The 13,206-nt window shown below is 65.6% G+C and carries 10 protein-coding genes and 1 pseudogene; 2 read left to right on the forward strand and 9 right to left on the reverse strand.

What is annotated here, in order from left to right:
- Window positions 1-15 precede the first annotated feature (15 nt).
- The 8 genes from EC839_RS04640 to edd form a co-directional block, all read right to left on the reverse strand.
- Entirely contained in the window at window positions 16-1,116 is a 1,101-nt protein-coding gene (locus EC839_RS04640; protein WP_132832278.1) for an ABC transporter ATP-binding protein, read from the reverse strand.
- A gap of 11 nt (window positions 1,117-1,127) precedes the next feature.
- The gene (locus EC839_RS04645; RefSeq protein WP_132832279.1) at window positions 1,128-1,958 is read right to left on the reverse strand and encodes a carbohydrate ABC transporter permease; all 831 of its coding nucleotides are present in this window, start codon (window positions 1,956-1,958) and stop codon (window positions 1,128-1,130) included.
- A complete protein-coding gene (locus EC839_RS04650) occupies window positions 1,951-2,868 on the reverse strand; it encodes a carbohydrate ABC transporter permease (protein WP_132832280.1) in 918 nt (305 codons plus the stop codon). The genes EC839_RS04645 and EC839_RS04650 overlap by 8 nt, the downstream gene beginning before the upstream one ends.
- A gap of 130 nt (window positions 2,869-2,998) precedes the next feature.
- Entirely contained in the window at window positions 2,999-4,261 is a 1,263-nt protein-coding gene (locus EC839_RS04655; RefSeq protein ID WP_132832281.1) for an ABC transporter substrate-binding protein, read from the reverse strand.
- A 124-nt stretch (window positions 4,262-4,385) separates the two neighbouring features.
- The gene (locus EC839_RS04660) at window positions 4,386-5,834 is read right to left on the reverse strand and encodes an ATP-binding protein (protein ID WP_132832282.1); all 1,449 of its coding nucleotides are present in this window, start codon (window positions 5,832-5,834) and stop codon (window positions 4,386-4,388) included.
- Window positions 5,824-6,564, reverse strand: coding sequence for a response regulator (locus EC839_RS04665; RefSeq protein ID WP_027599669.1), 741 nt, complete (start codon window positions 6,562-6,564; stop codon window positions 5,824-5,826). Before EC839_RS04665 ends, EC839_RS04660 begins: the two co-directional genes overlap by 11 nt.
- A 279-nt stretch (window positions 6,565-6,843) precedes the next feature.
- The gene (locus EC839_RS04670; RefSeq protein ID WP_064309577.1) at window positions 6,844-7,821 is read right to left on the reverse strand and encodes a glucokinase; all 978 of its coding nucleotides are present in this window, start codon (window positions 7,819-7,821) and stop codon (window positions 6,844-6,846) included.
- Window positions 7,818-9,647 (reverse strand): phosphogluconate dehydratase, encoded by a 1,830-nt coding sequence (gene edd, locus EC839_RS04675; RefSeq protein WP_132832283.1) that lies wholly within the window; start codon window positions 9,645-9,647, stop codon window positions 7,818-7,820. The genes EC839_RS04670 and edd overlap by 4 nt, the downstream gene beginning before the upstream one ends.
- Before the next feature lie 136 nt (window positions 9,648-9,783).
- Between edd and gap the strand changes: the two genes are divergently transcribed.
- Window positions 9,784-10,788, forward strand: a complete 1,005-nt coding sequence (gene gap, locus EC839_RS04680) for a type I glyceraldehyde-3-phosphate dehydrogenase (RefSeq protein ID WP_132832284.1) — start codon at window positions 9,784-9,786, stop codon at window positions 10,786-10,788.
- Window positions 10,789-11,340: 552 nt separating this feature from the next.
- Here the strand turns inward: gap and scpB are convergent.
- Window positions 11,341-12,081: pseudogene (scpB, locus tag EC839_RS04685) on the reverse strand (SMC-Scp complex subunit ScpB); the annotation flags it as partial.
- A 137-nt stretch (window positions 12,082-12,218) separates the two neighbouring features.
- On the opposite strand from scpB, the gene EC839_RS04690 reads away from it, so the two are divergent.
- Window positions 12,219-13,205, forward strand: a complete 987-nt coding sequence (locus tag EC839_RS04690) for a GlxA family transcriptional regulator (RefSeq protein ID WP_132832286.1) — start codon at window positions 12,219-12,221, stop codon at window positions 13,203-13,205.
- Window position 13,206: the final 1 nt, after the last annotated feature.

A 13,206-nucleotide genomic window follows, 5' to 3' on the forward strand; every position in this document is an offset into this window, starting at 1 on the left:
AGCCATGAGCTCCGTTCAAGAAAGTCGGCGACCGCTCGCAGGATCGAACAGCACCGCCCGTCGCGAATCGATCCGCCACAGCACCTGATCGCCGGCTCGCGGCGCTTCGCCCGGGGCGACCCGGCAGCAGACCTTGGTGCCGTTCCACTCGGCGTACAGCAGGGTGTCGGGACCGGTCGGCTCAACCACCTGGATCCGCGTCAGGATGCCTGGCACCGCGTTGTCCGCCGGGTGCGCCGACTGGATCTGCTCCGGACGCACTCCAAGGATAGCCTCTCGTCCAGCGAGCGCCGGATCCAGATCGGGCAAGTCGACCTGGCTGTCGCCGGTATCGCCAGTGACGCGGGCGACCACCCTGCCCTCGCGCGCTTCGAGGCGCACCGGCACGAAGTTCATGGGCGGCGAACCGATGAAGCTGGCGACGAAGAGATTGGCGGGATCGTTGTAGATCTCCTCCGGGGTGCCGAATTGCTGCACCTCGCCGTCCTTCATCACCGCGACGCGATCGCCCAGGGTCATGGCTTCGATCTGGTCGTGGGTGACGTAGACGGTGGTGGTCTGCAAGCGCTGGTGCATCAGCTTGATCTCGGTGCGCATCTCCACCCGCAGCTTGGCGTCCAGGTTGGACAGCGGCTCGTCGAACAGATAGAGCTTGGGCCGGCGCGCCAGGGCGCGGCCCATGGCCACCCGCTGCTGCTGGCCACCGGAGAGCTGCGCCGGCTTGCGCTCGAGCAGGTGCTCGATCTGCAGCAGCTTGGCGACACGCGCCACCTCGGCGTCGATCTGCTCCCTGGGCGTCTTGCGGATCTTCAGGCCGAAGGCGATGTTCTCGCGCACGGTCATGGTCGGATACAGGGCGTAGGACTGGAACACCATGGCGATGTCCCGGTCCTTGGGCTCGACCTGGGTGACGTCCTCGCCGTCCAGGCAGATGGCGCCGCTGCTAATGTCTTCCAGACCGGCGATGGCGTTCATCAGGGTGGATTTGCCGCAGCCGGAGGGCCCCACCAGGATGAGGAACTGGCCGGCGTCGATGCGGATGTCGATGCCCTTGAGGGCTTCCTGGGCGGCGTTGCCGTAGGTCTTGCGTACGCTTTTGAGTTCGAGAGCTGCCATGGTGGCCTTCCTTATCCTTTGACCACGCCCGAGGTCAGGCCCCGGACGAAATACTTGCCAGCGAAGATGTAGACCAGCAGCGTCGGCAGCGCGGCGATCATGGCGGCGGCCATGTCGACGTTGTATTCCTTGGCGCCGGTGCTGGTGTTGACCAGGTTGTTGAGGGCGACGGTGATGGGCTGCGACGAGCCGCTGGCGAACACCACGCCGAACAGGAAGTCGTTCCATACCTGGGTGAATTGCCAGATCAGGCTGACCATCACGATGGGCGTGGACAGCGGCAGCAGGATCTTGAAGAAGATGGTGAAGAAGCCGGCCCCGTCCAGCCGCGCCGCCTTGATCAGGGCATCGGGGATGCCCACGTAGTAGTTGCGGAAGAACAACGTGGTGAAGGCCAGGCCATAGATCACGTGCACCAGCACCAGGCCGGCGGTGGTGTTGGCCAGGCCCAGCTGGCCGAGGGTGAAGGACATCGGCAGCAGGATCACCTGGAAGGGAATGAAGCAGCCGAACAGCAGCAGGCTGAACAGCAGATTGGAGCCGCGGAACTGCCACTTCGACAGGGCGTAGCCGTTGAGCGCGCCGATGAAGGTGGAGATGAGCACCGCCGGCACGGTGATCATGAAGGAGTTCCAGAAGTAGCTGTGCACCACGTCCCAGGCCTTGATCCAGCCGATGATCGTCCAGTCCAGGGGAAGGCTCAGCAGGTTGCCGGTGCGGACGTCGTCCGGGGTCTTGAAGCTGGTCAGCAGCATCACCACCAGCGGCACCAGATAGACGGCGCAGGCGATGATCAGGGTGGCGTGGATGGCCACGCGATTGACGTTCAGAGCCTTAGCCATTTCGCTTGCTCCGCAATTCCGAGTAGAGGTAGGGCACCAGCACCGCCAGCACCGCGCCGAGCATCAGCACCGCACTGGCCGAACCCAGGCCCATCTGGCCGCGGGTGAAGGTGTGCTGGTACATGAACACCGCCGGCAGGTCCGAGGCGTAGCCGGGACCGCCCGCAGTCATGGCCATCACTAGGTCGAAGCTCTTGATGGCAATGTGGGCCAGGATCATCACCGCGCTGAAGAACACCGGCCGCAGGCTGGGCAGGACGATGCGCAGGTAGATGGTCGGCAGCCCTGCCCCGTCGACCTGGGCGGCTCTGAGGATGGAGGAATCCACGCCCCGCAGCCCGGCGAGAAACATGGCCATGACGAAGCCCGAGGCCTGCCAGAGGGCGGCGATCAGCAGGCAGTAGATGACCCGGTCGGGATCCACCAGCCAGTCGAAGCGAAAGCCTTCCCAGCCCCAATCGCGCAGCAGCTTGTCCAGCCCCATGCCGGGGTTGAGCAGCCACTTCCAGGCGGTGCCGGTGACGATCATCGACAGCGCCATGGGATAGAGATAGATGGTGCGGATGAAGCCTTCGCGGCGGATGCGCTGGTCCAGCAGGATGGCGAAGAAGACGCCGATGGCCAGGCTCAGCAGGATGAACAGGCCACCGAAGATCGCCAGGTTCTTGCAGGCCACCAGCCAGCGATCGTTTTCCAGCAGCCGGGCGTACTGGGCGAAGCCGGCGAAGTTGTAGCTGGGCAGGAAGCGCGAGTTGGTGAAGGAGATGACGGCCGTCCACAGCATGTAGCCATAGAGGCAGACGACCATGGCGATGGCCGTTGGCGCCAGCACCAGCTTGGGCAGCAGGCGCTGCAACCGGTCGGGGCGTCGACTGACGGACACGACGGGAAGGGTTTCGGTAAGAGCCATGAGGCGACCCCAGGGGTGGTATTATTTTGATGTCAGCTAGCTGGATAATCGCGGCCATGGGCCGCTCCTACAGGTCGACCCTAGCTGTAGGAGCGGCCGCAGCGGCGGACCGCCATGGCCGCGATCGGCCTTACTTCGCGGCCTGGATGGCGGCGACCAGCTGCTCGGTGGCCTTCTTCGGATCGGCGTTGGCGTCGTTGAAGAAGTTGGTCACCACGTCGAAGATCGCGCCCTGCACATAGCTGGTATTGGCCATGCTGTGCGCCATGCTCGGTTCGGCCTTGCCATCGGCGTTGGCCGCCTGGAAGTCCTTGGCAGACTGCTGGGCGCAGCTGTCGAACTTGGACAGGTCGATGTCGTTGCGCACCGGGATGGAGCCCTTGTTGAGGTTGAACACCTCCTGGAAGGGCTTGTCGATGACGGTGCGCACCAGGTCGTCCTGGGCCTTCTGGTTGTCCTTGTTCTTGATCTTGAACATGGCCAGGGAGTCGATGTTGTAGATGAAGTCGCCCTGGGTGCCAGGCATCACCACGCATTCGTAGTCGACGCCCGGTTTCTTGCCGGCGGCGGCGAATTCGGCCTTGGCCCAGTCGCCCATGATCTGCATGCCCGCCTTGCCCTCGATGACCATGGCGGTGGCCAGGTTCCAGTCGCGGCCGGCGGCGTTGGGATCGACATAGCCCTTGATGCGCTTGAAGGTCTTGAACACCTCGACCATCTTGTCGCTGCGGATGGTGTCGGCATCGGTCTGCACGAAGACCTTGTCGTAGCCTTCCGGGCCCATGATGGCCATGACCAGGGATTCGAAGATGGTGCCGTCCTGCCAATTCTGGCCGCCATGGGCCAGGGGCACGACGCCGGCGGCCTTGAGCTTGTCGGCGGCCTCGAAGAATTCGTCGAGGGTGGTGGGGACCTTGGCGCCGGCCTTCTTGAAGACGGCGGGGTTGATCCACAGCCAGTTGATGCGATGGATGCCGGCCGGCACCGCAACGTACTCGCCGTCGTGCTGCATGGTCTGGGCCACGCGCTTGGGCAGGATGGTGTCCCAGTTGCCCTGCATGGCGATGTCGCTGATGTTGGCCAGGAAGCCCATGCTGGCCCATTCCTGGATGTCGGGGCCTTTGAGCTGGGCGGCGGACGGCGGGTTGCCGGAGACGGCGCGGGTCTTGAGCACGGTCATGGCGGCCTCACCGGCGCCACCGGCCACGGCGAAGTCCTTCCAGGTATCGCCCTGTTTCTGCATCAGTTGCTTGAGCACATCGACGGCGCGAGCCTCGCCACCGGAGGTCCACCAGTGCAGCACCTCGACCTCACCGGCATGGGCGGTCAGGGGGGCAGCGAGCGCGGCGCAGGAAAGGGAAACGGCGAGAGCGAGACGATTCAACGCATTCATGAGGGGGTCGTTCCTTGTTGTTTTTTTATTGGAGCTGGGCCGAGTCTAGTCAGACGACTGCCGCCGTGGGTAACGAAGGGAAGGAGTTTTGTCACGGCTTGGTGACATAACGTCACACCAATACTCAGGTGCGCGGGAGAGTAAGGGTGACCCGCAGACCGCCCTCGCGGCGGTTGCGCAACTCCACCTCGCCACCATGGGCGTGGGCCAGGTTTCGAGCGATGCCCAGGCCCAGACCGTAACCCTGGCGGTCGGTAGCCAGGCGGACATGGGGCTGGAACACCTGTTCCAGCTCCTGCTCCGGCACTCCCGGGCCTTCGTCGTCGACATGCAGGACGAAGGCATGGCCGTCGTCTTCCACCTGCAGGTGGGCGCGATAGCCATACTTGAGGGCGTTGTCCAGCAGGTTGCCGATGCAGCGCTTGAGCGCCAGCGGCTTGCCCAGCAGGGTGCCCCGGGCCTCACCGGTGAGGCGCACCCGCGGTGGCTGTTCCTGGGTGAAGGGCTCCACCAGTTGCACCAGCAGTGCCTGCAGGTCGACCGGTTCCAGATTCTCGTGGATGTCGGTGTCCTTGACGCACTGCAGGGCCCCCTTGACCAGTAGATCCAGTTCGTCCAGATCACGCACCAGCTTGGCCTGCATCACCTCGTCATCCACCAGCTCGGCGCGCAGGCGCAGCCGGGTGATGGGCGTGCGCAGGTCGTGGGAGATGGCGCTGAACAGCTGCGCGCGCTCGTCCAGATAGCGGGCGATGCGTTCACGCATGGCGTTGAAGGCGCGGGTGACCTCGCGGATCTCCTGGGCACCCTCCTCCCGCACCGGTGGGGTATGGACCTCCAGCGACAGCTCTCGCGCGGCCCGCGACAGCCGCTTGAGCGGTCGACTCTGCCAGCGGATCAGCAGACCGATGAACAGCAGCAGGAAGGCACTGCTGAAGACCATGAACAGCAACTGCTGCAGCGGCAACCAGGATTCGTCCAGGCTGTAGTAGGGCGCGGGCATCAGGGTCGCCAGATATACCCACTCCCCTTCGCCAATGCGGATCTGGGTCACCAGCACCGGCGGCTCCAGCGGCTCCAGACTCAGGGCGTAGTGCGCCCAGGAGCGCGGCAGTTCGTCGAGCGCCACGGCGCCGTTGAACAGCCGCAGCTGCTGCGGGCCGATGAACTCCACGTACATGGGCATGGCCGCGCCCAGCCGTTCGCGCAGCACCGCCTCGACCCCCTGGAGCACCGCCCGGCGGCCGGGCGTATCCGGCAACGCCTGCATGGTCAGCGGCTTTTCGTTGAGTGAGACGAAGAAGCGCGTGCCGCCCATGTTGCGCAACTGCTCCAGTACCAGCGGCCGATAGGCCGGTGGCAGCAGGCTGAAGTAGCGCACGCTGGCGGCGATGGAATAGCCCAGGCTGCGGGCAGCCGTCTGCAGGCCCTGGTTGCGATCGCTGCGCAGGGAGGCGGACCAGAACAGCGCTGAAGCGCCCTGCGCCAGGAGCACCGCCAGCAGCGTCAGGAGCAGCATCCGCGCCAACAGCGAGCGCGGCACCAGCCGCGCGAGCAGACCGCTACACCGCATCGGCGACCAGTCCGCTGACCTCGGCGGCGAGCAGGTAGCCGGAACCCCGTACGGTGCGGATCAGCCGCGGCGACTTGCCGGTGTCTCTCAGCCGCTGACGCAGGCGACTCACCGCCATGTCGACGATGCGCTCCAGCGGCAACACCTCGCGACCGCGGGTGGCATTGGCGATGGTGTCGCGATCGAGGATCTGCTGGGGATGGTCGAGAAACAGCTTGAGCAGGGTGAAATCGGCGCCGGAAAGGATGACCTCCTCGCCGTCACGGTGGAACAGCCGATGACTGACCGGATCCAGGCGCCAGTCGTCGAAGGTCAGCAGACCGGTGGCCGCCGGGCGCGTCTCGCCGAAGCCGGCACGACGCAGCAACGCCTTGATGCGGGCCAGCAGTTCACGGGGACTGAAGGGCTTGCCCAGGTAGTCGTCGGCGCCCAGTTCCAGGCCGATCACCCGATCGGCTTCGTCGGAACTGGCGGTGAGCATGATGATGGGCACCTGGCGGCAGCTCGACTGCTCACGCATCCAGCGGCAAAGGGCGAAGCCGTCTTCGCCAGGAAGCATGACGTCCAAAATGAGCAGATCGGGGACGAAGTCGCCCAGCGCCCGGCGCAGTTCGCGGCCGTCACCGACGGCGCGCACCCGATACCCGGCACGGGTGAGATAGGCGTCGAGAAGCTCACGGATTTCCCCATCGTCGTCGACGACCAGGAGGGATTTGCCCAGGGTGGACATGGCGATGTTCGCTCTTGTTGTTCTGGCCAGGGGCCAGCTACCGGTAGTGCCGGCAGCATACCGGGGTCGGGCGACCTTGAGTAGTCGCCCGACCCCGGGGTGGATCGGAGCCTGTTCAAAGGCTCGCGAGCTGGAGCCAGACAAGGCAAAAATGGCTGAGGAAGCGGATCGGGCCCGCGCTCGGATTTACGAGTGGTACATGAGCATTCCGACGGGGCTGGCCCTCCAGGCCATCTTCAACGCAGTTTGGCCGACGCGTAGCAGATTTTGAACAGGCTCTTAGACCTGTCGCGCCTCGGCGATGGTTTGATCCAGGGCTACGCCGGCACCGAACAGCCCCGGATACTCGGCGGTCACCAGCCAGGCCGGGATGTCCTTGAGGTAGGCGCTGCTGGTCTTGCCCTTGTCGGCGAAGGCATGGGCGAAGGCTCCGCTCTGGAAGCGCTCGACGAAGCGCGGCAGGATGCCGCCGGCGATGTAGACGCCCCCCAGGGCACCCAGGGTCAGGGCCGCGTTGCCAGCGACCCGCGCCAGCCAGATGAAGAACTGCTCCAGCACGGCGTCGGCATAGGGATCACCCTTGAGCGCCAGCTCGCAGATGTCAGCCGCGCTGTGCAGGGCGGCGGTCCGGCCGTCCAGTTCGCAACTCGCGTGATAGAGGTTGACCAGGCCGCTGCCGGACACCACGCGCTCCGCGGAGACGTGGTTGCCGAACTGGCGCTTGAGGATCTTCCAGATATCGAATTCGCGCTGGGTATTGATCGGCAGGTCGACGTGACCGCCCTCGCTCGGCAGCACGATCCAGCGATCCTTGCCGCTCGGCACCAGGCTGGCGAGACCCAGGCCGGTGCCCGGCCCGATCACCAGGCGCGGACGGGTCGGCAAGGCGATGCCGTCGCGCACCTGGACGGAATCCGCCGGATCCAGGCGGGCGATCGCCCAGGCCATGGAGGTGAAGTCGTTGATCAGCAGCAGATGGGTCAGGCCCAGCTCGCGGCAGAACTGCTCGCGCTTGATCACCCAGTGGTTGTTGGTGAAGCGGAAGTCACCCTCGCCCACCGGGCCAGCACAGGCGAGACACACGGCAGTGATGTCGTCCAGCGCCACGCCGGTCTGCGCCAGGTACTTGCGCACGGCGTCTTCCGGACAGGCGTAATCCGCACAGGCGAAGACCTCGATCGCCTCCAGGCGACCGTCGCGCCACAGGGCGAAGCGGGCGTTGGTGCCCCCGATGTCGCCAACCAAAGCCAAACTCATTTCAGCGCCTCCAGGCTGGAAGTAAATGCACTGGCACCCGATTCGGCCGTGCTCATGGCGCCGCGCATGAAGGCGAACAACTCACGACCACAGCCTACCCCGGTGCCCTGGGGCGCTTCGACCGCCTGGCGGGCCATCCATTCGTCCGCCGGGACCAGAATCTTCAGTTCTCCGGTACGGCCATCGACGCGGATGAGATCGCCATCACAGACCTTGGCCAGCGGGCCGCCATCGATGGCTTCCGGACAGACGTGAATCGCCGCCGGAACCTTGCCCGAGGCGCCGGACATGCGGCCGTCGGTGACCAACGCCACCTTGAACCCGCGATCCTGGAGCACGCCGAGGTAGGGGGTGAGCTTGTGCAGCTCGGGCATGCCCAGGGCCTTGGGTCCCTGGAAGCGTACCACCGCGACGAAGTCGCGCTCCAGCTCGCCGGCCTTGAAGGCGGCCGCCAGTTCGGTCTGGTCGTGGAAGACCCGCGCCGGGGCTTCCACCAGCTGGTGCTTGAGCGCCACGGCGGACACCTTCATCACGCCACGGCCAAGGTTGCCCTGCATGACGCGCAGACCGCCCTCCTCGTTGAACGGCCGGCTGGCCGGACGCAGGATGTCTTCGTCCAGGCTCTCGGCCCGTCCGGCGCGCCATTCCAGCCTGCCGTCCACCAGGAAGGGCTCCTGCAGATAGCGCGACAGGCCGCGCCCCATGATGGTGTTGACGTCTTCGTGCAGCAGCCCGGCCTCGAGCAGGGTGTGCACCATGAAGTTGACGCCACCGGCGGCGTGGAAGTGGTTCACGTCGGCCTTGCCGTTGGGATAGACCTGCGCCAGGGTCGGTGTCACCGCCGAGATCTCGGCCATGTCGTCCCAGGTCAGCTGGATGCCGGCGGCCTGGGCGATGGCCGGGATGTGCAGGGTGTGGTTGGTCGAGCCGCCGGTGGCGCTCAGGGCCACCACCGAGTTGACGATGGACTTCTCGTCGACGATCTCGCCCAGCGGCATGAAGTTGCCGCCCTGGTGGGTGATGCGGGTCACCTGACGCGCCGCCTCGCGGGTGAGTTCGTCGCGCAGCGGGGTGTAGGGATTGACGAAGGAAGAACCCGGCAGGTGCAGGCCCATGACCTCCATCACCACCTGGTTGGTGTTGGCGGTGCCATAGAAGGTGCAGGTGCCGGGGCTGTGGTAGGACTTCATCTCCGATTCCAGCAGCTCTTCGCGGGTCGCCTTGCCCTCGGCGAAGGCCTGGCGCACGCGCGCCTTCTCCTTGTTGGAGATGCCCGACGGCATGGGGCCGCCCGGGACGAAGATCATCGGCAGATGGCCGAAGCGCAGCGCGCCGATCATCAGGCCGGGAATGATCTTGTCGCAGATGCCGAGCAGCAGCGCCGCGTCGAACATGTTGTGCGACAGGGCCACTGCGGTGGACATGGCGATGACTTCGCGACTCGCCAGGCTCAGCTCCATGCCGGGCTCGCCCTGGGTCACGCCGTCGCACATGGCCGGCACGCCACCGGCGAACTGACCGACGGAGCCGATCTCGCGCAGGGCCTGCTTGATCAGCTCCGGATAGTGCTCGTAGGGCTGGTGAGCCGACAACATGTCGTTGTAGCTGGAAACGATGGCGACGTTGGCCTGGTCCATCAAACGGAGGCGCTGCTTATCCGTCGAGGATCCACACCCGGCGACGCCATGGGCGAAATTGGCGCATTGCAGCTTGCCGCGCTGCGGACCGTCGCTGGCGGCGGCCCGGATCATGGCGAGGTAACGCTCACGGGTCGGACGACTGCGTTCCACCAACCGCTGTGTGACTTCGAGGACGCGAGGATGCATGGTTTCGATTCTCCACCGGGCTAAATTTGTTGTTATTTAAAACATTCACAGCCAAATTGGCGCTATTATTCCGCTTAGCACGCGTCATGTGTAATGTTTTTTACAACAAAACCCAGCTATCGCGAGGTTTCTCTCAATGAGTATTCGTATTGCCATCAATGGTTTTGGACGCATCGGCCGCAACGTGCTGCGGGCGCTGTATACCGAGGGCTATCGCCAGGACCTGGAGGTCGTCGCGATCAACGACCTGGGCGACGCCGCCATCAATGCGCATCTCCTACAGTATGACAGCGTTCATGACCGCTTCCCTGCCGAGGTGTCCGTCGAGGGCGACAAGCTGGTGGTCAATGGCGATCGCATCGCCGTGACGGCCATCCGCAACCCGGCCGAGCTGCCGTGGAAGGACATGAAGGTCGACGTGGTGTTCGAGTGCACCGGCCTCTTCACCAGCCGCGACAAGGCCGCTGCCCACCTGGAAGCCGGCGCCTCCAAGGTGATCATCTCGGCCCCGGGCAAGGACGTGGACGCCACCATCGTCTATGGCGTCAACGACAACATCCTGCGCCAGTCGCACCAGATCATCTCCAACGCCTCCTGCACCACCAACTGCCTGGCGCCCGTCGCCCAGGTGCTGCAGCGCGAACTGGGCATCGAGAACGGTCTGATGACCACCATCCATGCCTACACCAACGACCAGAACCTGTCGGACGTCTATCACTCCGACCCCTTCCGGGCGCGTTCGGCCACCCAGTCGATGATCCCGACCAAGACCGGTGCCGCCGAGGCCGTGGGCCTGGTATTGCCGGAGCTGCAAGGCAAGTTTAGCGGCATGGCCGTACGGGTGCCGACCATCAACGTGTCACTGGTCGATCTGACCATCCTGACCGCCAAGGAAACCGACGCCAAGACCATCAACGCCTTCATGAAGGCTGCGGCCGAAGCCTCGCCGGTACTGGGCTACAACGACAAGCCGCTGGTCTCCATCGACTTCAACCATAACCGCCTGTCGTCGATCTTCGACGCCAACCACACCAAGGTAAGCGGCAAGCTGGTGAAGATCATGGCCTGGTACGACAACGAGTGGGGCTTCTCCAACCGTATGCTCGATACCTGCAAGGCACTGGTCAACGCGCCGGCCTGAGGTCTGTAGGTCGTACAGAAAAGCGCCTCCGGGCGCTTTTTTCGTTTTCAGTCGCGGCAGGGCCGGTCCACAGATGCGGCCGCTCCTGTGTCGGCCGTAGAACGCTGATCGCGGCCATGGGCCGCTCCTACAAAAGCATCACCCCCTGCAGGAGCGGCCCATGGCCGCGATAGTCCAAGTCAGAGCGGTCGCTACGGCGCATCGGGATAGCCGCGATACGCATCAGATACTCAGAAAATCGTAGCGTGGAAAACGGCGCAGCCCGTTCCGGCCGTGCATACACCTTGAACCCGCCCTCACCCCGGCCCTCTCCCCGAGGGAGAGGGGGTTGTTCGAGCGAGGGGTTGGTCTTCCGCGGCCAGGAAAGCATCGTAGCGTGGAAAACGGCGCAGCCTTTTCCGCTTGGGCCTTCATCGTGAAGCGTGCCTTCACCCCGGCCCTCTCTCCGAGGGAGAGGGGGTTGTTCGAGCGAGGGGGCTGCTTTCGGCGGAAAAAGGGCGGTTCAGCGTGTAGGCTGGGCTGAGCAGCGCGAAGTCCAACGGGCACGACTCAGCCCTCGTCTTCCTCGTCCACCGCCTGGCGCAGGTCCTCGAAATCGGTCTTGAGGCCGGTTTCCATGGCGTCCAGCTCGGTGAGCAGGGTGCGGAAGCTGGTGCGTTCGGGAATCACCAAGGTGTCCTCTTCTTCCTCCGGCTCCCCTACCCCCAGCGCCGCCAGGCTCAGCTCGGGGTCTTCCAGGACCGAGGCCGGTTCGGGTTCCAGCTGGCGGACCTCGGCCAGGGGCGGCAGCTGGTCGAGGCTGCGCAGGTCGAAATAGTCGAGAAAGGCCTTGGTGGTGGCGAACATGGCCGGGCGCCCGGGTACGTCGCGATAGCCGACCACGCGGATCCAGTCGCGTTCGAGCAGGGTCTTGACGATCTGGCTGTTGACCGCCACGCCGCGGACTTCCTCGATCTCGCCGCGGGTGATGGGCTGGCGATAGGCGATCAGCGCCAGGGTCTCCAGCATGGCGCGGGAATAGCGCGGCGGGCGCTCTTCCCAGAGTCGCCCGACCCAGGGCGCATACTTCTCGCGCACCTGCAGGCGATAGCCGGAGGCCACCTCCTTGAGTTCGAAGCCGCGCTTGCGGCAGGAGCCACCGAGCACGGCGAGGCCGGCACGCAGGTGGGCGGGCTCGGGGCGTTCGTACTCTTCGAAGAGTTCGGCCAGGCGCTCCAGGGTCAGCGGCCGGCCGGCAGCGAGCAGGATGGCTTCCAGCAGGGGCGCCAGTTGCTTGGGATCGGTGTAGTTCATGGGCGGCGATGATAAGGCCGGGCGTGGGTCACGCCAAATCCAACCTGCCGAGGGATGGCCAGATCCGTGGGGCCTTTGACCTTGTCGCCAGCCTGGACGCCAGGGCATCCTCGGTAGATCGCTACGGAGAGCCACCCATGCCGCTGATCGCCGCCCTGCTCTATCCCGACGTCATGAGTCTGGACGTCACCGGTCCGCTGCAGGTGTTCGCCTCGGCCAATCTGGAACGGGAGCGCCAGGGCCTGCCCGCCCACTATCGATTGCGCCTGCTGGGCGCTGCCGAAGGGCTGGTGCGTACCTCCGCCGGCATCGGCATCCAGGCCGAGCAGGGCTGGTACGACCTCGACGTGGGCGAGGTGGATACCCTGCTCGTCCCCGGCGGTCTGGGCATCGAGACGCTGCGCCAGGACGCCGACCTGCTGGCCTGGCTGCGTGCCTTGGAACCCCGGGTGCGGCGCCTCGGCTCGGTGTGTTCCGGCGCCCTGCTGCTCGCCAGTGCCGGGCTGCTGGACGGCCGTCGCGCGACCACCCACTGGGCCTACGTCGACGAACTCGCGACCTTTCCCGCCATCGCGGTGCAGGGTGATCGCCTGCATACCTATGACCCCCTGGGGCGCGATGGCGACCCCCATGTGTTCACCTCGGCCGGTGTCACCGCTGGCATCGACCTGGCGCTGGCGCTGGTGGAAGCCGACCTCGGACGTCCGCTGGCGCTGGCGGTGGCGCGCCGACTGGTGATGTTCCTGCGCCGCCCCGGCGGCCAGGCGCAATTCAGTGCCTGCCTGGCGCCCGATCCGGGGCGGACGCCGCGCCTGGCGGCCCTGCTCGACTGGATTCCTGGGCACCTGGGTGAAGACCTCGGGCTGGAACGCCTGGCCGAACGCGCCCACATGGCGCCCCGCACCCTGTCGCGGCTGTTCAGTCGCGAGGTGGGCATGGGCCCGGGCCGCTATGTCGAGCAGGTCCGGCTGGAGACCGCGCGAGTACTGCTGCAGGACGGCCAGGCCTCCATCGCCACGGTCTCGCGCCTGTGTGGCTTCGGCCATCCGGAAAATCTCCGGCGCACCTTTCACAAACACCTGGCGGTCAGCCCCCAGGACTACGCGGCGCGCTTCGGCGCCTGAA

Origin of the sequence: Pseudomonas sp. JUb52, assembly GCF_004341115.1 — a bacterium.
Classification (GTDB): Bacteria; Pseudomonadota; Gammaproteobacteria; order Pseudomonadales; family Pseudomonadaceae; genus Chryseomonas; species Chryseomonas oryzihabitans.